A 19,841-nucleotide genomic window follows, 5' to 3' on the forward strand; every position below is an offset into this window, starting at 1 on the left:
GGCCTCACTTGTCGCTGTTGGTGCGCCGCGTCAACCCTCGAAGGGATTATGGACGAGGATCGTATCGTCGCGCTCGGGGCTGGTGGAGAGCACCGCGACGGTGGCGCCGATCAGCTCCTCGATGCGGCGAACGTACTTGATCGCCTGTGCCGGCAGGTCGGCCCAGGAGCGGGCATTGGCGGTGGAGCCTTCCCAGCCCTCGATGGTCTCGTAGATCGGTTCGACGCGGGCCTGGTCGTTCTGGCCGGCCGGCAGATGCTCGAGAACCTGGCCGTCGAGCTTGTAGCCGACGCAGACCTTGATCTCCTTGAAGCCGTCGAGGATGTCGAGCTTGGTCAGCGCGATGCCGTCGATGCCGGAGGTCTTGACCGTCTGGCGCACGAGGCAGGCGTCGAACCAGCCGCAGCGGCGCTTACGGCCGGTGACGACGCCGAATTCCTTGCCCTTGGTGCCGATCAATTCGCCGATCTCGTCGAAAAGCTCGGTCGGGAAGGGGCCTTCGCCGACGCGGGTGGTGTAGGCCTTGGCGATGCCCAGCACATAGCCGACCGCGGAGGGGCCCATGCCGGAGCCGGTCGCGGCCTGGCCGGCGACGATGTTCGAGGAGGTGACGAAGGGATAGGTGCCGTGGTCGACATCGAGGAGAGCGCCCTGTGCACCCTCGAACAGGATGCGCTTGCCGGCGCGGCGCTCGGCATCGAGCAGCGCCCAGACCGAGGTGGCATAGGGCAGCACGTCCGGGGCGATCGCCTTGAGCTGGCCGAGCAGTTCCGTCGCATCGACCTCGCCGATGCCGAGGCCGCGGCGCAGCGCGTTGTGATGGGCGAGCAGGCGCTCGATCTTGGCTTCGAGCAGCGCCTCGTCCTTGAGGTCGATGACGCGGATGGCGCGGCGGCCGACCTTGTCCTCATAGGCCGGGCCGATGCCGCGCTTGGTCGTGCCGATCTTCATGCCGGCATTCGAGGTCTCGCGGAAATGGTCGAGCTCGCGGTGCAGCGGCAGGATCAGTGTCGCATTGTCGGCGATGCGCAGGTTGTCGGGGGTGATCGCGACGCCTTGCACGCGCAGCTTGGCGATCTCCTCGACGAGATGCCAGGGATCGACGACGACGCCGTTGCCGATGACCGAGAGTTTGCCGGGGCGGACGATGCCGGAGGGCAGCAGCGAGAGCTTGTAGACGACGCCATCGATGACCAGCGTGTGGCCGGCATTATGGCCGCCCTGGAACCTGACGACGACATCGGCCTGGCTGGAAAGCCAGTCGACGATCTTGCCCTTGCCCTCGTCGCCCCACTGGGCGCCGACCACCACAACATTCGCCATGAGCGAGGTGTCCCTGCTGTTACCGCGTTGCCTTCACGCAAGCGGCCCGCGCAAATGCAAAACCCCGGCGCAAGGCCGGGGTTTCGGGGCAGGTCCTTGCAAGCCCTCATGGGCCAACACGGTCCGCAGGTCAAGTTTTTCGGCAGGCCGGGCCGTGATCCGAGGGGATAAACTGCCTGAGCATGGCGGGTCTGCAGCATCTGCGCAGTGATGCTGCCACAATCGGGCGTAAGGGCTATGGGCCAGCGGGCGGCGATGGAGGGGCCATGCCGCCGCGGGCCACTGGAGAGGGGATTTCACCGACCATGACGAAGCTCGATGCCTGGCTCGGCCAGCACCATGCCGCCTTCACCGCGATCCGCCGCGACATCCATGCTCATCCCGAACTCGGCCTCGAAGAGGTCCGCACGGCCAAGCTCGTCGCCGACAAGCTGCGTGAATGGGGCGTCGAGGTCACCGAGAATGTCGGCAAGACCGGCGTCGTCGGCGTGATCCGCGGCAACAAGCCGGGCCGTGCGGTCGGCCTGCGCGCCGACATGGATTGCCTGGCGCTCGATGAGACGACGAACCTGCCCTATTCATCGAAGAACCCGGGCCGGATGCATGCCTGCGGCCATGACGGGCACACCACCATGCTGCTCGCGGCCGGGCGCTACCTCGCCGAGAACCGGGATTTCGAGGGCACCGTCAACCTGATCTTCCAGCCGGCCGAGGAAGGCCGCGGCGGCGCCAACGCGATGCTCGCCGACAAGCTGTTCGAGCGCTTCCCCTGCGACGCGATCTACGGCCTGCACAACACGCCTGGCATGGCGCCCGGCACCTTCGGCACCACCGTCGGCCCGTTCCTGGCGGCGGCGGATAGCTGGAAGGTCACCTTCCACGGCGTCGGCGGCCATGGCGGCTCGCAGCCGCATCGCTCGACCGATATCACCTACGCCCAGGCGCATTTCGTGCTCGGCCTGCAGGGCATCATCGGCCGCAACGTCGCCCCGCTCGACACGGCGGTGATCAGCGTCGGCTATATCCATGGCGGCGATGTCAACGCCTCGAACGTCATCCCCTCCGAGCTCGTCATCGGCGGCACGGCGCGGACCTATTCCATGGAAGTGCGCGATCTCGTCGAGCGTCGCATCGGCGAGCTCGCAGCGGCGACGGCGCAGGCCTGGGGTTGCAAGGCCGAAGCCTATTACCATCGCGGCACCAGCCCGCTGGTGAACGAGGCCGAGCAGGTGCGTGTCGGCGTTGCCGCGGCGTCGGCGGCTGTCGGCGCCGAGAAGGTCAACGGCCAGCTGCGTCCGGGCACGGGCGGCGAGGATTTCGCCGAGATGATGCTGGTTCGCCCGGGCGCGTTCATGCGCATCGGCAACGGCGTCAACCCGGACGGCTCCTTCGTCGGCCTGCATACGCCGCTCTACGACTTCAACGACGCGATCATCCCGGATGGCGTGCGCTACTGGGTCGGCGTCGTCGATCAGGAGCTCGGGCAGGGCCTGCGCGCCGTCGCGGCGGAGTAGCGCCCGGTCTTTCCACGCCTCCGGTCGCTCCGAGCGACCGGAGGCGTGGACGATCCCCGGCCGTTCGACACGGGGGCCGATCCAGGCTTCGCTCTATTCGGATGGCCCGCACTGTTTCGGCCGGGGCGGCTGGCCGAGCGTTCGACGTATTTCGAAAAATTCTGCGCTATGCAGCGGGTCGGGACATCCTCTGAGCTCACGTTCCCGATGCCGCAGGAGAGGGAAAGCACCGATCATGACCAAGCTCGACGCCTGGCTCGGCCAGCATCACGCTGCGTTCACCGCGATCCGCCGCGACATCCATGCCCATCCCGAACTCGGCCTCGAAGAAGTCCGCACGGCCAAGCTCGTCGCCGACAAGCTGCGTGAATGGGGCGTCGAGGTCACCGAGAATGTCGGCAAGACCGGCGTCGTCGGCGTGATCCGCGGCAACAAGCCGGGCCGTGCGGTCGGCCTGCGCGCCGACATGGATTGCCTGGCGCTCGATGAGACGACGAACCTGCCCTATTCCTCGAAGAACCCGGGCCGGATGCATGCCTGCGGCCATGACGGGCACACCACGATGTTGCTCGCGGCGGCGCGCTACCTCGCCGAGAACCGCGACTTCGCCGGCACCGTCAACCTTATCTTCCAGCCGGCCGAGGAAGGTCGTGGTGGCGCCAACGCGATGCTCGCCGACAAGCTGTTCGAGCGCTTCCCCTGCGACGCGATCTATGGGCTGCACAACGTGCCCGGCATGGCGCCCGGCAACTTCGGCACCGCGGTCGGCCCGTTCTTGGCGGCGGCTGATAGCTGGAAGGTCACCTTCCGCGGCGTCGGCGGCCATGGCGGCTCGCAACCGCATCTTTCCACCGACATCACCTATGCGCAGGCGCATTTCGTGCTCGGCCTGCAAGGCATTGTCGGCCGTAACGTCCCCCCGCTCGACACGGCGGTGATCAGCGTCGGCTACATCCATGGCGGCGACGTCAACGCCTCGAACGTGATTCCGTCCGAGCTTGTCATCGGCGGCACGGCCCGCACCTACTCGCTTGAGGTGCGCGACATCGTCGAGCGCCGCATCGCCGAGCTCGCGGCGGCCACCGCCCAAGCCTGGGGCTGCAAGGCGGAAGCCTTCTACCGTCGTGGCACCAGCCCGCTGATCAACGCGGCCGAGCAGGTCGCGGTCGGCGTCGCTGCGGCGAGCGCGGCGGCTGGCGCCGAGCGTGTCGAGGACAAGCTTCCGCCGAGCACGGGCGGCGAGGACTTCGCCGAGATGATGCTGGAGCGACCCGGCGCCTTCATGTTCATCGGCAACGGCGTCGATCCGGATGGCAGCCCTGCCGGCCTGCATACGCCGCTCTACGACTTCAACGACGAAATCATCCCGGACGGCGTGCGCTACTGGGTCGGCGTCGTCGATCAGGAACTCGGGCAGGCCAAGGCCGCCTGATCACGATCATCGTGGCCGGCCCCCAGGGGCCGGCTGCAATCATGCAGGGCAGCCCGTCATCCCCGGTGGTTGTATAGCCGGCGCAAGAGCGCTACGCGGCGGGCTCCGCAGCGGAGGCGCGCCATGAAGACCCTGTCCATCTCGACCCTGACGATCTGCGGCATCGAGGAACTGCCCGGCAACAGCGCCCGCGAGGTGACGCATGTGCTCTCGGTGATCGATCCCGACCGGGCCGAGATCGATGCCTTCGGGACCTATGGCGAGCATCATCGCGTCACGCTGCGCTTCCACGACATCATCGATCCGCTCCCCGGCCAGATCATGCCGACGCCGGAACATGTCGGCGAGATCCTGAATTTCGGCGAGGGCCTGCGCGGGACCGCGTCCGGCCGCGTCAAGGGCCATCTGCTGGTGCATTGCCATATGGGCATCTCGCGCTCGACCGCGGCGATGATGACGCTGATGGCGCAGGCCGATGCGGCCGAGGACGAGGATGCGTTGTTCGCCCGCCTGCGCGAGATCCGGCCGCAGGCCTGGCCGAACTCGGTGATGATCGGCTTCGCCGACGAGCAGCTCGGCCGCGGCGGCCGGCTGACGCAGGCGCTGCGGCGGCACTACGCCCACCAGCTCGAGATGCAGCCGAAATACCGGACCTGGATGAACGATCTCGGCCGCAAGCGCGAGATCGAGATGGGTCTCATCCTCTGAGCGAAGGCTGCCGGCTCACTTCCCCGGCAGCGGCTGCTCTTCGTAGGAGAGTTCGCGGTCGCCGGGCCATTTGATGCGGTAGGCGAGCTTGATCTCCTTCTCGGCGCCGGGGGCGAGATCGAAGGTCCAGGCGGCGACGCCGCGGCGGTCGCCGACCTGCTTCTCGGTCGGCGGGGTGGTCTGGGCGGCGATGGTTTCGACCGTGATTCCGCTGCTCTCCGAGAAGGGGATGCGCTCCAGCACGGTGACCTTGACCGGCTTCGCATGCAGGCTCTTCACCACCGTGCGGAACTCGCGCAGGTCGGTGCGGGTCTGGCCGAGCCAGCTCGGATCGTTCTCGCGGCGCTTTACCGGCGCGAACGAGACCTTGATGCGATCATCGGCGCCGAAGCCGAGCTCGACCTTGTCGCCGGGCGCGACCAGATTGAACTGGCCCATGCCGACATAGGTGCCGTCGCGATGCAGCGCGACGCGGCCGGCCAGAAGCGGCGCCTCCTCGTCATGGACGAAGCCGGCTTCGAGATAGGCCTTCTGCTCAAGCTCGGGGACTGTGCGGGCGGCGAGCGTCGCCTCGGTCTTGCGCTGGGTCAGCGTCACCGTCTTGGAGGTGCCGTCCTGCGGGATCGAGGCGCGGCCGGGCACCTGGAAATTCGCCTGATAGGCACCGGCCTCGATCGTGGCGACCTGGATGTCGGCAGGCTTGGCCGTGACGGCGCGCTGTGATTGCTTGGCCAACGCGTCCGCCATGGCCTCGGCTTCCGCCTTGGCACGGCCGGCCATCGGAGCAGGCGCGGCGCTGACGCGCGGGCGGCTCTCATAGACCACCGGCGGCTCGAAGAAGGCGACCTGCATCGGCGTCAGTTCCGGCGCGCGCGTGCCCCCAGCGGAGCGCGTCGTCGAGAGGGTCAGCGCGACATCGTCCCAGGCCTCGCCGCTGCGCTGGCGAATCTCGGCGCGGCGCGTCAGGGCGATTTCCGGCTTCTCGCCGGTCGTCGTCAGTCGCGCCTCGTAGGTCGGAGTCCAGTTCGCGCCGGTAACGCGATAAGTGACGGTGAACTCGGCCGCGACCGGCTGCGGCGCCTCGACGGCGATGGCGATGTCGCGCTTCGGCGCACCGGGGCGGCCGGCCGGCGGGCGGGCGCGCTCCAGTGCGGCAATCTCGGCCTCGACATCGGAGAGGCGGTTGCGGGTGCCGCGCAATTCGTCCTGGACCTTGACCAGTGCGGTGCCGATCGCCTCGAACACCGCCGGCCAGTCGCCGACGGGCAGGGCCTTGCCGTCGGGGCCGAGCTTGTCGGGGCCGACCTGCGCGAAGCGCTCGATCGTGGCGCGCTTCGCTTCGATAGCGCCGATCTGGCCGGAGAGCTTCTCCTTCTCGTCGCGCAGCGTCTTGAGCTTCTCTTCCATCACCGTGTCGAGCACGGGCTTGGCATCGCCCGGCGTAATGCGGACATCGACCGCGCCGACCGAGAAGGCCCCGTCACCCAGTCCTTGCGCCAAGCCCTTGCCCTCCACGCGAATGGAAGCGGGGTCGATCGTCGCCGGCAGGCCGCGCAGCACGATCTGCGAGACGCCCTGCAGCAGGTCGGCCTTGCCGAGCCGCGTCACCACCGCCCCGTCCGGAAAGACCGTGACGCGGTCGATCCGGCTCGACAATTCAGTCTCGGCTGCGACGGCGAGGCCGGGTGCGAGAAACAGGGCTGCGGCAATATGGCTTCGCATCGAAATCATCCCCTCCAGGTCGCAATCACGTCGCCGTGATTGGCGCTGCCGAATTCGGCGTGCCCAAGGCGGAATTGGGCCGGAATGCGGATAGGCGGGGGATGCGCCGGAAGCGTCCTGCATTTGCAGGAGCGATCCGGCAACTCAATGGCCCGGATGCAGCGCGTCGTTCAGATAGATGCAGGCGAGCACGGTGAAGACATAGGCCTGCAGCACCGCGACCATGAATTCGAACGCCGTGAGCGCGACCGTCATCAGCAGCGGCAGCGGCGCCAGCAACGAGGTGCTGACGCCAGCCGCGAGCAGCGCCGCGACGAAGCTGCCGAAGACCTTGAGCGCGATATGGCCGCCGAGCAGGTTGGCGAAGAGGCGCAGGCTCAGCGAGATCGGCCGCGACAGGAAGGAGACGATCTCGATCAGCGTGATGAAGGGCAAAAGCCATTTCGGCACGTCGGAGGGCACGAAGAGCCTGAGGAAGCCGAAGCCATGGCGCAGCACGCCGTAACCGACGACGGTCGCCATCACCAGCATGGCGAGCGCGAAGGTCACGACGATATGGCTGGTGACGGTGAAGGCGCCTGGGATCATGCCGAACAGGTTGAGCACCAGCACGAACATGAAAAGCGAGAAGATCAGCGGCAGGAAGCGCATGCCCTCGCGCCCGGTCGCGTCGGTCAGCGTCTTCGCGACGAATTCGTAGAGCATCTCCGCCAGCGCCTGGGCGCGGCTGGGGACGATGGCGCGCGAGCGCGTCGCCAGAATCAGCCCGCCGGCGATCGCGGCGGTGGCGAGAACCATCATCAGGGACGCGTTGGTGAAGCCGAGGTCGAGCCCCCCGATGCGCAGTGGAACGAGGGTCTTGACGATGAACTGGTCGCTGGGATTGGCCACGGCGAGGGGCCTCCGCTCACGGGGTTGCGCGACGCCGCGGAGCATTCCGCGTCGTGGGGCCGTCCCCTGTGAGTTCACGAAGGCCGCGGGTCGTCCCGAGGCGCGGTCTGCCTAGAAGGCGCCGGCCGCTTTGGCAAGAGCGGCTGTCAGCTCGCCGAGAGCTTCATCATGACGAGGCCCGAGACGATCAGCAGGGCGGCGGCGATGCGCATCGGCGTCAGCGCCTCGCCGAGCACGGTCACGCCGACGACGAAGGCACCAACTGCGCCGATGCCGGTCCAGATCGTATAGGCCGTCCCGAGCGGCAGCGAACGCATCGCCAGTGAGAGCAGGGCGAAGCTGCCGATCATCGTGACGATGGTGATCACGGTGGGCATCGGGCGCGTGAAGCCGTCCGACTGCTTCATGGTGAAAGCCCAGACGATCTCGAGAATGCCGGCGGAAAACAGATAGAGCCACGCCATAGCGGGTCCCCCATGGTTTGCCGGGTCGTCCCGGCACATGTCCCAGGTTGGGGGAGGTCGTGGCCTCGCGGGTGCTGATCTAGTGATCGCCCAGCGTCATGGCAAGGTCACGGCTCAGGCGCGCCCGCGCGCGCTGGCGTGCGGCTTGACCCGATGTTCCATGAAGTTGCGGAGCTCGGTGACGCGGCGCTCGGCATCGAGCACCTCGCGGTCGAGGCCATGCGCCCAGGCGACATCCTGCCGGTCCGGATCGGCGTCGAGCGTGCGCAGATCGTCGAGCCAGGCCTTTGCCGAAGCTTCGTCCTTGCGGAAGCCTTCCTCGATCAGCAGCGGCACCATGCGGCCGAGGATTGCGGCCATCTGCTTGAGCGAGAATTCGGGATGGTACTGCACGCCCCAGAAGGTGCCGCCATTGTGCCGGATCTCGGCGGCCTGGACCTGGCTGTAGGCGTTGGAGGCGAGGATCGTCGTGCCGTGCGCGGGCAGCGCGACGGTGTCGAGATGGATGGCCGGGGCATCGAAGGCGGCCGGGCGGCTGGCGAGCAGCCTGTGACCACGACCTGCTTCGGTCGGCGTGATCCGGCGGGCGAAGCCGGTCTCGCGGCCCTTCGGATTGGCGGTGACGGTGCCGCCGGCCGCGACGGAGCCGACCTGGACGCCCCAGCAGGAGCCGAAGCAGGGCGTGCCGCTGGCATAGATCGCCCGCATCAGTTCGACCTGCCGGGTCACGGGCGGGGTGATGTCGTAGATGTGCAGGGCGGAACCGGTCAGGAAGATGCCGTCATAGGATTCGAGCCCGGCACTGTCCGGCAGGTTGGCGCCCTCGTCGGCCGGCAGGCAGATATCGGAAACGATGCCCGGCGCGATCGCCGCGATCTCCGCCGCATAGGCCTCGCCATAGGCCATGCCGTAAGCCTTGCGCAGCCCTTCGCGTGTCTCGTGCATGTTGCCGTCGACGAAGAGCAGGCGGAGCGGGCGGGCGCTGGTTTCGATCATCGGGATATTCCGCAGGGATGCGCAGGGCGACGGGCAGGTGTGCGCCCGATCTCATATGAGCGGGGTACACGCAAGGGTATTGCATGAGCCCTTTCTCGCAACAGGGCCGAAACGTGCACCCCACCCAGACCTGGCTGCAACGCGCCTGGGGCAATGCTTACCTGCTGATGGTGCTGACCACATTGATGTGGGCCGGCAATGCCGTGGCGAGCCGGCTCGCCGTCGGCAACATCTCGCCGATGATGCTGACCTCGCTGCGCTGGGTGGCGGTCTGCGCGATCATGCCCTGGCTGCTGCGCGACCAGTTGCGGACGCATTGGCCGGTGCTGCGGGCGCATTGGCGGCTGATCGCCTTGCTCGGTGCGCTCGGTTTCACCACCTTCAACACGCTGATGTATCTCGCAGCCTATTCGACCAGCGCGATCAATATCGGCATCCTGCAAGGCTCGATCCCGGTCTTCGTGCTGATGGGCGCCTTCCTGGTGTTCCGCACGCGGATCACCCTGATGCAGGGGATCGGCGTCGCGGTCACGCTGCTCGGCGTCGTGGTCACCGCGAGCCGCGGCGACATCCATACCCTGTTGGCCTTTCGCTTCGTGCCGGGCGACGTGCTGATGATCATCGCCTGCGTGCTCTATGCCGGCTTCACCGTCGGCGTCCGCAAGCGGCCGCCGGTGCCGGGCCTCGTCTTCTTCATAGCGATGGCGAGCTTCGCCTGCGTCGCGTCGCTGCCGCTGCTCGCGACCGAGATCGCGCTGGGACGTTCCTATATCCCGACGACGCAGGGCTGGCTGATCCTCGCCTTCACGGTGATCTTCCCCTCAATGGTCTCGCAGCTTTCCTTCATGCGGGCGATCGAACTGATCGGGCCCGGCCGGGCCGGCGTCTTCGTCAATCTCGTGCCGGTCTTCGCGCCGATCCTGGCCGTGCTGATCATCGGTGAGCCCTTCGGGCTCTATCACGCGCTGGCGCTGGTGCTGGTGCTCGGCGGCATCTTCATCGCAGAGCGATTGGGGCGGTAGTACGTCTCGCCGTCATTCTCGGGCGAAGCGAAGCGCAGACCCGAGAATCTCTTGCAAGGAAGAGGGGCTTTCGTGCCCAGAGATGCTCGGGTCAGGCCCGAGCATGGCGCCGGCTCAGACGACCGCTCTCAGCGCAGCGCCGAAACCGCGAGCCGCGCGACATCCGCCAGAGCCGCCTCCCGCTCCTTGGCATCGGCGCGGGAACCCGCGAGATAGGTCACGATGACGAAGCGCCGGCCGTCCGGCAGCGTCGCGATGCCGATATCGTTGGTGGCGTGGTTGATTCCATCCGTCGTCAGCCCGGCGCCGGTGCGGTGGGCGAGCCGGGAGCCCGCTGGCAGTCCCGCCTTGATGCGATCGGCGCCGACCTTGGTCTCGGTGATGATCTGCGTCAGCAAGGCGGCATGCGCGGGGTCGCGCAGCCAATTGCCCTTGGCGAAGGCCTCCAGGAACTGCGCGCTGGCCTCCGGGGTCGAGGCGTCGCGCTTGTCCTTGAGCGCGTTCGACAGGGCGGCGATGCGCAGGCGCGGCCGCATCGCCTTGAGCTCGGCGCGGAAGGCCTTCTCGTCGACGACCTGATCCCAGCCGAAGCCCTTGAGCCCGTAGATCTCCGGCTGGAACTGCCGCTCGTAGCGATCGATCGATAGGCCGGTGACGCCACCATCGCGCAGCATCTTCGTCACCACCTGCGGCCCGCCGATCTCGCGCATCAAGAGGTCGGCGGCGGTGTTGTCGCTCTCGCCGGCGGCGAGGCGGATCAATTCGCGCAGCGGATAGTCGTTGCGCTCGCCCTTGAAGGCCTTGGCGAGCGGGCTGTGGAACAGCGAGAAATCCTTGCGGGTGACCGTGATCGGCTGGTCGAGCCTGAACTTCCCCGCCTCCACCTGCTGCAGCACGGCGACGGCCAGCGGCAGCTTGAACACGCTCTGCATCGGGAAGGTCTCGGAGCCGCGATGCGACCAGAGCTTGCGGTCGCGCAAGTCCATCAGCGCGACGCCGAGGCGGCCCTCGGCCTGCTGCTCGATGCCCTCGATCGCCTTGTCGAGCTTGTCGCGGTCCCAGTCGGCGAGGGCCGGGACGGCCGTCAGGCAGGCGAGGGCTGTGGCGGCGAGGCGAAGGCGGGCAGACATGGAAATCCCCTGTGGCGCGCACCACAGGGGACGAGAATTGCGGCGGCGCTGGGGCGCCGGACCGGCGGATCAGAACTTGAGGCGCCGGGCGCGCTTGACCATCGGGATCGCGTGGATCTTGTCGAGCAACTCATCCGAGATCGGCTCGTCGACCGCGACATAGCAGATCGCGTCGCCGCCGGGCTTGTCGCGGCCGAGCGCGAAGGTCGCGACATTGACGCCGGCGCCGCCGAGCAACGAGCCGAACTGGCCGATGAAGCCCGGCTTGTCGGCATTGCGGACGTAGAGCATGTGCGGCGCGAACTCGGCATCGATGGCGATGTCGCGGACCTCGACGATGCGCGGCTTGCCGTCATGGAAGACGGTGCCCGAGGCATGGCGCGGCATATCCTCGGCCTCGACGACGATGCGGATGACGCTTTCGAGATTGCCGGCGACCTCGCGGGTCAATTCCTCGACGACGATGCCCTTCTCCTTCGCCACCATGGCCGAGTTGACCATGTTGATCTCGGGCAGGAACGGCCTGAGCACGCCGGTGATCGCGGCAGCCGAGATCGCCTTGAGGTTGAGGCTCGCGACCGCGCCCTCGTACTCGATGCGGATGCCCTTGACCGGCGCTTCCGTGAGCTGGCCGAGGAAGGAGCCGAGCTTTTCGGCGAGATCGACGAAAGGCTTCACGCGCGGGGCTTCTTCCGCCGTGATCGAGGGGAAGTTGACCGCGTTGGTGATCGCGCCCTTCAGCAGGTAGTCGCTCATCTGCTCGGCGACCTGCAGGGCGACATTCTCCTGCGCCTCGTTGGTGGAAGCGCCGAGATGCGGCGTGCAGACCACGTTGTCGAGGCCGAAGAGCGGGTTCGCCTCGGCCGGCTCCTGCGAGAACACGTCGAAGGCGGCACCGGCGACATGGCCGGACTTGATCAGGTCGGCCAGCGCCTGCTCGTCGACGAGGCCGCCGCGGGCGCAGTTGATGATCCGCACGCCCTTCTTCGTCTTCGCCAGGTTCTCGGCCGAGAGGATGTTCTTGGTCTTCTCGGTCATCGGCACGTGCAGCGTGATGAAGTCGGCGCGCTTCAAAAGGTCTTCCAGCTCGACCTTCTCGACGCCCAGCGCGACGGCGCGTTCCGGCGAGAGATAGGGGTCATAGGCGATGACGCGCATCTTCAGGCCGATGGCGCGCTCGGCGACGATCGAGCCGATATTGCCGGCGCCGATCAGGCCCAGCGTCTTGGCCGTGATCTCGACGCCCATGAAGCGGTTCTTCTCCCACTTCCCGGCCTGGGTCGAGGTATCGGCCGAGGGGATCTGGCGGGCGAGCGCGAACATCATGGCGATGGCGTGCTCGGCGGTGGTGATCGAGTTGCCGAAGGGCGTGTTCATCACGATCACGCCGCGCGCGGTGGCGGCGGGGATCTCGACATTGTCGACGCCGATGCCGGCGCGGCCGATGACCTTCAGGTTCGTCGCCTGCTCCAGCAGTTTGGCGGTCGCCTTGGTGGCCGAGCGGATGGCGAGGCCGTCATAATCGCCGATGATCGCGGCGAGCTTGTCCTTGTCCTTGCCGAGGTTCGGATCGAAGGTCACGTCGATGCCACGGTCCTTGAAGATCTGGACGGCGGCGGGGGAGAGAGCGTCGGAAATCAGGACTTTCGGGGCGGACATGGGAAGCTCCGGCTGGCGCCGCGCTGCACGTGGAGCGGTCTGGCGCGTGAACTCGATGAACTTGAAATAAGCGGGTCATCCCGGGCGACCGAAGGGAGACCCGGGATCCATTCCGGAGCGCTTCCTTGGGAAGCTTCAGGCATGGATCCCGGATCTGCGCCACTTGCGTGGCTTGTCCGGGATGACGGCGCGCGGGTGGAAAGCGCTTACGCCGCCTTCTTACCCAGGCCCGCCTTGGCCTCGGCGAAGGCATAGGCGATCCAGGGCAGCAGCGCCTTCACGTCGCGCGACTGGACGGTCGCGCCGCACCAGATGCGCAGGCCGGGAGGGGCGTCGCGGTAATGGCCGAGATCGTAGCCGGCGCCGGCCTTCTCGATGATCGAGACGACCTGCTTGGCGAAGGCCGCCTGCGCGTCCGCCGGCAGGGCGGTGACCGCAGGGTCGGTGAACTTCAGGCACACGCTCGTGTTCGAGCGTGTCTTCGGCTTCACGGCGAGGAAGTCGATCCAGTCGTTCTCGCGCACGAACTTGGCGATGACGCGGGCATTGCCGTCGGCGCGCTTCACCAGGCCGTCGAACCCGCCGACCTTCTGGGCCCATTCCAGCGCGTCGATATAGTCCTCGACCGCGAGCATGGAGGGGGTGTTGATGGTCTCGCCGGTGAAGATGCCCTCGATCAGCTTGCCGCCCGAGGTCATGCGGAAGATCTTCGGCAGCGGCCAGGCCGGCTTGTAGCTTTCGAGCCGGGCGACGGCGCGCGGCGAGAGCACGATCATGCCATGCGCGGCCTCGCCGCCGAGCACCTTCTGCCAGGAGAAGGTGACGACATCGAGCTTGGGCCAATCGAGGCGCTGGGCGAAGGCGGCGGAGGTGGCGTCGCAGATGGTCAGCCCCTCGCGATCGTCAGCGATCCAGCTCGCGTCGACGACGCGCACGCCGGACGTGGTGCCGTTCCAGGTGAAGACGACGTCGCGGTTCTTCGTGTCGACCTTCCTGAGGTTCGGCAATTCGCCATAGGGCGCGTCGAAAGTGCGGACGTCAGTGAGCTTGAGCTGCTTGACGACATCGGTGACCCAGCCGGCGCCGAAGCTCTCCCAGCTGACCATGTCGACGCCGCGGGCGCCGAGCAGCGACCAGAGCGCCATCTCGACGGCGCCGGTATCGGAGGCCGGCACGATGCCGATGCGGTAATCGGCCGGAACCTGCAGCACCTCACGCGTCAGGTCGATCGCGCGCTTGAGCTTGTCCTTGCCGATCTTGGCGCGATGCGAGCGGCCGAGCGGGGCGTCGGAGAGGTTCTTGAGGGCCCAGCCGGGGCGCTTGGCGCAGGGGCCGGACGAGAAATTAGGCACGCGCGGACGCGTGGCCGGAGCAGTATTCGCCATCGATGTCTCCATCCTTACAGATGGGCGCGCCCCGTTGGGGGGGCGTGTCCCGTCGATGGGGGTAGGATGGGGAGGGGCGGGAGTCAAGGGATGTGCCAAGACGCCCGCTAAGCGCACCTATCGATTTAAATCGTCAATGTCTTTCCAAAGTGGATCAACGGAAGAACGAAGTTGCTCAAGAATAAGCCGTATTCGCGCCGTTTGGCTGCGTTGCGGAGCGTAAATCCAGCCTTCATCACCTTTGTGCCTATCAAGTATGCCTTCTCTCATCAATATGCTTATTATGGAATTCGACAATTTCCTTGAAGTTCCGCTGCCAAATCCTCTGATTAACGCTTCCTCTTTGCGGCCGGCGCCTTTTTGATTGAAGGTTTTCTTAAGTATGGCGAGCAATATTTCATGGGCCGGTGACAGCCCAGCTCTTCTAATTTGCGATACGGTTTGTATCGCATCAAATTCGTCGACAATATCCAATTGTATCCATGCCGGTAATCCCGAGTAGGATGCCGCGCCAGAAACTTTACTGCAAAGAGAGGATCTTATTGTTAATTTATTAGGAGGAGAATTTGGTAGTATTATCCTTTCAAATGTTGAATCCGTAATATATAAATCACTCAGAGGGGTTTCATTCAAGACAAATTCAGTAAACGTTCCTCCGTTTATCGTAATTCCTGACAAGCTGATTCCGTCAATTTCGACGCGACTCATGCTTGAGACGATATCGGAGGCTAAGGTTTTATTTGGCGAATTTGCCGCTCTATTTGCTAATTGTCGATATGTATCAATACGCCCCTTTATATCAGCTGCTAGGATCGACTGTCCTAAGGGGGCGAGGGGATTCGACCACTGTTCCAAAAGAATGGATTTTCGGTGTGCCTCGTCTCGCTCGGACAGGGCTGACACATCTTTTGCTCTCAATCCATCCAAGATAAACATGTCTACAAACTGCCTATCTTGCGATTCTGCTCCAATTCGCCCCAGGCTTGGTAGGCGCTGCAGCATAACGGATGCTTCTTCAACGGGCAGCTGTCCGACAACTGCTTCGAATGCTTCCTGAAGATCTCGTTGAGAAATCGGGCCTACATTCGCTGGGCGAGTTCTCGTAATTCGGCTCAATGCAACAAATACTCTGTATATTGTTTCTTCATCGAAAAAAGTATTTATTCGAGAGTCTCTTTTGCAAACAACTTTTATAAAATGATTCCAGAATCCGACGCCATTATTCGTCGCGCCAAACATGCTTCCAAGTTCGTCGTCTGATAAAAGGGCGATTGTTTGGCATATCAGTGGTTTGCGCGGAAGCCACGATGGAAGTTCTGTATCTATTCCTGCAGCCTCAAAGTATGAATCCAATTCTTCGTTCGTAAATTCTTCTTTCACTTTGATAATAATCGAATTGGCTTTTGTGATACCAATCGCCGACATCATCTCTTCATTCGATGAAAAGTAGTGCTCTCTGCCCGCAATTAAGCACCCTGATTTTGTCCGCAGCACTAAATCTTTCACGCCAGCCATTGCCTTGGCTCGCAACTGCCGCAGGCGACCCTCATCCGAGCTCCAAGATTGGCCCTCCAAGTTCATCGAAGCCATCCAGCAGAAGCACGAGGCTGTCCCTGTTGAGTGCCTTGACGCATGATCCGGCTAATTCGTCGAGCCCCAGCACATAGGCGCCTCGGCGGACTATCTCATCTCCGCGATCAAGGCCCCAGCATTCGCGGAGGTTTACAGCGAATGGAAATTGGAAGGTAAGGTCCCACGTTTCCGCAAGTTTTGAAAACGATTCCCTGACGCATCTGCTTTTTCCAGATCCGTATTCTCCGAGCAGAACAATGTTTTTCCCTGACAGTAGTAATTCGCAGATATCTGCTATTTCTATATCTTTTCCATTATCGATGCGCTGATACGATACCGGAACATATCGTACGGTATCGCTTTCGCCGGTCAACGGATTGACGGAGCTTCCAAACGAGGCTGAGAGACGCGCATTCTTGTATTTAGGGAACTGAAAGAATAAGGCTGCAAATTGGCCTGCTGATGCTACGGTTATCTTTGCGGCGGCGGCTGCGTCAATCATTGCTTGGGTTGGTTTTTTGCTAAGTACTATGTATCCTCTAAGAAGTACCCCATCTGCCATAAGAGTTTGTTTAGCTAAAATTAGTCGACCTATTCCCTGGCGGACCTTGTCTAAATCATTTTGTTGGCTTATTTCTATCGCAATTGTCTCTTGATCATTTCGTTCGATTACGCCATCAAAATTTACGCCAGCTATACGTCCTTGCGTGCAATTCTGCCCGAATATCAACGTTGCGATACCGCGAATCTGATCCTCAAAATTCTGCCACTTCGGTTGAATCATTATTTCCTCCTCGGTTCCATCAAAGGACGAGCAAGAAGGGCGATTGGCAAGGCCAAATTTCATAGAACTTTATGGTTGGCTCGCTGTGTCGCTCCTAATCGGAGGTAGGCAGCATAGGAGGAGCGCTGCTTTTCTAGCTAGTAGGGAATGTCTGTAGCGACTGTGGTTTGACGCTCTACCTCGACAAAGGAGGGAATTCTGCCGCGCCTCTAACTCGATTGTTCAAAGTTCTGCACCTCAACGCGACTGACGGAGCTCGCGCACGTCCCGTAAAGTTCCCGAACAATTCGCCCGAGAATTTGAAGGCCGCTAGGCCAAGTGCTGACCAAGAGCTGGCGGCGTTCTGGTCCGACATCTACGCCAATGTCGTTTTGAAGCCGATGGGGCACCGGGAACCCCTCTCCCGTTGATCGCTGTCGCGAAGTTTTATCCCCGCCCTCCCACACCGCTCCTATCCTCACCGCACCTCGTCCCCGAGGGGCAGCCATCCGGAGGTATGCCGTTGGCGGGGCGGGGGCTGCGCCTGCGGGTGGGGTTGCGACCCACTCCCGGGAGGCTTCGGGGCACCGCCCTGGGGGTACTACGGCCCCTGTGCGAGGAGCTCGCTGGAAGGCATGGCGGCACCGCATCTGCGGGGCCAGGACGCGACAAGGCCGGCATCGGACCGAAAATGGCTTGGCCCGTTTCGGGATCATCCGCTGCACGAGACAAAGGAGATCGCGCAAGCGTCTCTGCCGAACTGGCGTCGAGGCCCGCAGGTCAGCGAAACGCCCTGCCGTATAAGCGCGGCCCGGAGACTGAAGAACGCCGGCAAGCGGAGCGCCACGGGGCGTGCGGATGGTGGCTCAATCCATCCGCGCCGCATCCTGGCTCAATGGAAGCGGCCGATACCCCCCCGCGCCTCGCGGCGCTCCGCTGCCCCTCATCGATCAACGAACGCGGCAACGCGGGCGGCGAAGATGCATGCACGCAGACCGGCCGTCATGCTCGGGCTTGTCCCGAGCACCCACGTCTTGAACACGACCTGCATCGGCGAAGACGTGGATGGTCGCCGCAAGGGCGACCATGACGGGGAGCGTAACGTTTCCGCTCAATCCCCCGTCATCGTCATTTCGGCGTCGATCGCCTTCATCTTCGGATTGGCGGCGCAGAAGGCCCTGATTTTGTTCGCGACGGGGGCTGAGTATTCGCTCTTGCGGTGGGCGCCGGATTTCAGCCAGTCGGCGCAGCTCTGCTCCCGGTCGGTGATCCGGGCGGCGGCGGGCGCGGCGAGGAAAAGGCCGGCGAGAGCGGCGAGCAAGGCGAGGCGGGTCATGGTCTGGTCCTGAACGGGCGGCCGCATCACAGGCTTCGCCTCGGGCGCCGCTCCTGCCTTGCGTCGCGCCTGCTTGCAAATGCGATTGTCGCAGGCCCGATGCGCGGGCAGGGCAGTGCGGTCGAAGAGGGCAGGCAGGGCTGCGCATTTCGTGATAGGCAGCGGCTCGATCCGAAACAGGTGAAGAGACCATGGCCAAGAAGACCCCCGAACAGCTCGCCCAGGAATTCGAGGGCCGCAAGGCCAAGGGGCTGGCCAAGGGCGGGGCGGCGTTCTGGCCGAACATCATCGCCAATGCCGTGCTGAAGCTCACCCAGCAGCGGGCCGAGATCACGCCCGAGACGCTGATCGAGATGATCGAGCGCGAGGCGCCGACGCTGGAGATCACGGTTCGGTCTGGCGCGGCGGAGGCTGTCGCGCGCCTGAAGCAGGCCGTCGCCAAAGGTTCGTGAGCTAGCCCGGCTCGCCGGCGATGACGCCCTTGCGCAGCAGGAAGCAGCCATAGGGCCGGGGATCGCCGACCTGCACGACCGCGAAAGCCCGCCGCGCCTGATCGTAGAAGGCGAAGCGCTCGAGGCGAGCGAGCGGCGAGGAGCGGCCGAGCGCCTTGTCGATTTCGGACTGGACCGCGCGCTGGACATCGGGGATCGCGGCGGCATCGCCGACCACTTCCATGCGCCGGAGCGGTGCGGGCTCGAAATCGTCGATCGGCAGCACCGAGAGGATGGCGCGGGCGGCGCGCTGCATCGTCAGGCCGGGCAGGCGGATCAGGCGCCCGCTGGTGGTCGCGCTGGCGATGGTCTCCGCCGGGTGGTTGGCATCGACCAGCGCGAGGTCGTCGCCATGGCCCATCGCGGCGAGCACCCAGAGCAGGTCGGCGGAGAGGACAGGGTCGAGATTTTTCAGCATGACGGGCGGCGGCCCCTCTTCGTCAGGTAGATGCGGGCGGCGTTGCCGCCGAAGATCGCGGCGCGCTCGGGTTCAGTGAGCGTCGCGGTGAGGCGCTCAGTGGCGGCAAGCCATTGGTCGTAGCTGGCGGCGAGCGTCGCGACCGGCCAGTCGCTGCCCCAGAGCAGGCGCTCCGGCCCGAAACAGGCCAGCAGCTGCGCGACGGCCGGCGCCAGTGTCGCCTCGCGCCAGCCGGGCGCAGCCTCGGTGACGAGGCCGGAGAGTTTGCAGGTCGTGTTCGGCCTCGCCGCCAGCGCCGCGATGCCGCCGCGCCAGGCGGAGAGGTCGGCGCCGGCGAGGTCGGGTTTGGCGCCGTGGTCGATGACGACGGGCAATTCCGTCTCGCGCTCCAGCAGCGTGAGGAGGGCGGGGATCTGCGGCGGCTTCACCAGCGCGTCGAAGACGAGGCCGTGCTCTCTGAGCGCGGCGAAGGCGGGGGCGAGGGCGGGCTTCGCGAGCCAGCCGGGATCGGGGATGTCCTGCACCATGGGCCTCAAGCCGACAAGCAGCGGATCGGCGGCGAGGGCTGCGATGCGGGCAGGGGCGTCGGGCGCGTCGAAATCCGTCCAGCCGACGACGCCTGCGACGAAGGGCGTGGCGGCGGCGATGGCGAGCAGGTGATGCGTCTCGGCCTCGGTCGGCGCGGCCTGGACGAGGATGGTCGATGCGATGTCGTGCTGTGCCAGCAGCGGGGCGAGGTCGGCAGGTTCGAAATCGCGATGGATGGGGCCGAGCGCCGGCGTCAGCCAGCCATAGTCGCCGCGGGCGAGGCGCCAGAAATGCTGGTGGGAATCGATGCGGGGCGGGCTCGTCACGGGCGGCTCTCGCGGCGGTTCGGCGGCGGCAGGGGAGATGTGACACTACTATGTGCACGCCAACATGTTAGCTTGCAACCGGCCCGAAAGGAGATTAGCGTCCAGCCCGATCGCGGAAGCGGGAGGTGGCGTTCCGCCTCGTGATCCGCGCGCCATCAAAG

Annotated in this window: 18 protein-coding genes; 5 read left to right on the plus strand and 13 right to left on the minus strand. The window is 65.1% G+C overall.

The window, feature by feature from the left end; translation table 11 throughout:
- Positions 1-30: 30 nt before the first annotated feature.
- A complete protein-coding gene (locus tag BLQ70_RS10795) occupies positions 31-1,323 on the minus strand; it encodes an adenylosuccinate synthase (protein WP_091856955.1) in 1,293 nt (430 codons plus the stop codon).
- 305 nt (positions 1,324-1,628) lie between these two features.
- On the opposite strand from BLQ70_RS10795, the gene BLQ70_RS10800 reads away from it, so the two are divergent.
- From BLQ70_RS10800 to BLQ70_RS10810, 3 genes are all read left to right on the plus strand, one after another.
- Complete coding sequence (locus BLQ70_RS10800; protein ID WP_091856956.1) at positions 1,629-2,837, plus strand: M20 aminoacylase family protein; 1,209 nt, start codon at positions 1,629-1,631, stop codon at positions 2,835-2,837.
- 235 nt (positions 2,838-3,072) lie between these two features.
- A complete protein-coding gene (locus BLQ70_RS10805) occupies positions 3,073-4,269 on the plus strand; it encodes a M20 aminoacylase family protein (RefSeq protein WP_091856957.1) in 1,197 nt (398 codons plus the stop codon).
- A gap of 123 nt (positions 4,270-4,392) precedes the next feature.
- Positions 4,393-4,977: a tyrosine phosphatase family protein gene (locus BLQ70_RS10810; protein WP_091856958.1), complete on the plus strand. Its 585-nt coding sequence runs from the start codon at positions 4,393-4,395 to the stop codon at positions 4,975-4,977.
- 15 nt (positions 4,978-4,992) lie between these two features.
- On the opposite strand, the gene BLQ70_RS10815 is transcribed toward BLQ70_RS10810, so the two are convergent.
- From BLQ70_RS10815 to BLQ70_RS10830, 4 genes are all read right to left on the minus strand, one after another.
- Positions 4,993-6,699, minus strand: a complete 1,707-nt coding sequence (locus tag BLQ70_RS10815) for a mucoidy inhibitor MuiA family protein (protein ID WP_170843379.1) — start codon at positions 6,697-6,699, stop codon at positions 4,993-4,995.
- Between the two features lie 144 nt (positions 6,700-6,843).
- Positions 6,844-7,590, minus strand: coding sequence for a F0F1 ATP synthase subunit A (locus BLQ70_RS10820; protein WP_483062267.1), 747 nt, complete (start codon positions 7,588-7,590; stop codon positions 6,844-6,846).
- A 146-nt stretch (positions 7,591-7,736) separates the two neighbouring features.
- Positions 7,737-8,054: a DMT family transporter gene (locus BLQ70_RS10825; RefSeq protein ID WP_091856961.1), complete on the minus strand. Its 318-nt coding sequence runs from the start codon at positions 8,052-8,054 to the stop codon at positions 7,737-7,739.
- A gap of 114 nt (positions 8,055-8,168) precedes the next feature.
- Positions 8,169-9,050, minus strand: coding sequence for a type 1 glutamine amidotransferase (locus BLQ70_RS10830; RefSeq protein ID WP_091856962.1), 882 nt, complete (start codon positions 9,048-9,050; stop codon positions 8,169-8,171).
- 83 nt (positions 9,051-9,133) lie between these two features.
- Here BLQ70_RS10830 and BLQ70_RS10835 point away from each other — a divergent pair, with 83 nt between their 5' ends.
- Positions 9,134-10,072, plus strand: coding sequence for a DMT family transporter (locus tag BLQ70_RS10835; RefSeq protein ID WP_091856963.1), 939 nt, complete (start codon positions 9,134-9,136; stop codon positions 10,070-10,072).
- 128 nt (positions 10,073-10,200) lie between these two features.
- Here BLQ70_RS10835 and bla read toward each other — a convergent pair whose 3' ends face one another.
- The 6 genes from bla to BLQ70_RS10855 all read right to left on the minus strand — a co-directional run bounded on the left by bla (position 10,201) and on the right by BLQ70_RS10855 (position 17,917).
- Positions 10,201-11,202 carry a class A beta-lactamase gene (bla, locus tag BLQ70_RS10840; protein ID WP_091856964.1) on the minus strand — a complete coding sequence of 334 codons (1,002 nt, stop codon included), beginning with the start codon at positions 11,200-11,202 and terminating at the stop codon, positions 10,201-10,203.
- Positions 11,203-11,271: 69 nt separating this feature from the next.
- Positions 11,272-12,861: a phosphoglycerate dehydrogenase gene (serA, locus tag BLQ70_RS10845; RefSeq protein WP_091856965.1), complete on the minus strand. Its 1,590-nt coding sequence runs from the start codon at positions 12,859-12,861 to the stop codon at positions 11,272-11,274.
- A gap of 206 nt (positions 12,862-13,067) precedes the next feature.
- On the minus strand, positions 13,068-14,246 hold the full coding sequence (locus tag BLQ70_RS10850) for a phosphoserine transaminase (protein WP_091856966.1): 1,179 nt from the start codon (positions 14,244-14,246) through the stop codon (positions 13,068-13,070).
- Between the two features lie 117 nt (positions 14,247-14,363).
- Positions 14,364-15,827, minus strand: coding sequence for a hypothetical protein (locus BLQ70_RS25295; protein ID WP_139163519.1), 1,464 nt, complete (start codon positions 15,825-15,827; stop codon positions 14,364-14,366).
- Positions 15,793-16,602 (minus strand): hypothetical protein, encoded by an 810-nt coding sequence (locus BLQ70_RS25300; RefSeq protein ID WP_139163520.1) that lies wholly within the window; start codon positions 16,600-16,602, stop codon positions 15,793-15,795. The genes BLQ70_RS25295 and BLQ70_RS25300 overlap by 35 nt, the downstream gene beginning before the upstream one ends.
- Before the next feature lie 1,090 nt (positions 16,603-17,692).
- A complete protein-coding gene (locus tag BLQ70_RS10855) occupies positions 17,693-17,917 on the minus strand; it encodes a hypothetical protein (protein ID WP_139163521.1) in 225 nt (74 codons plus the stop codon).
- A 191-nt stretch (positions 17,918-18,108) separates the two neighbouring features.
- Between BLQ70_RS10855 and BLQ70_RS10860 the strand changes: the two genes are divergently transcribed.
- Positions 18,109-18,369, plus strand: a complete 261-nt coding sequence (locus tag BLQ70_RS10860) for a hypothetical protein (protein WP_091856968.1) — start codon at positions 18,109-18,111, stop codon at positions 18,367-18,369.
- A gap of 1 nt (position 18,370) precedes the next feature.
- Here the strand turns inward: BLQ70_RS10860 and BLQ70_RS10865 are convergent, their stop codons facing one another.
- Positions 18,371-18,826 (minus strand): RbsD/FucU family protein, encoded by a 456-nt coding sequence (locus BLQ70_RS10865; protein ID WP_091856969.1) that lies wholly within the window; start codon positions 18,824-18,826, stop codon positions 18,371-18,373.
- Complete coding sequence (locus BLQ70_RS10870; RefSeq protein WP_091856970.1) at positions 18,820-19,680, minus strand: amidohydrolase family protein; 861 nt, start codon at positions 19,678-19,680, stop codon at positions 18,820-18,822. Before BLQ70_RS10870 ends, BLQ70_RS10865 begins: the two co-directional genes overlap by 7 nt.
- Positions 19,681-19,841 lie beyond the last annotated feature (161 nt).

This window comes from Allobosea robiniae (assembly GCF_900102525.1).
Taxonomy (GTDB): domain Bacteria; phylum Pseudomonadota; class Alphaproteobacteria; order Rhizobiales; family Beijerinckiaceae; genus Allobosea; species Allobosea robiniae.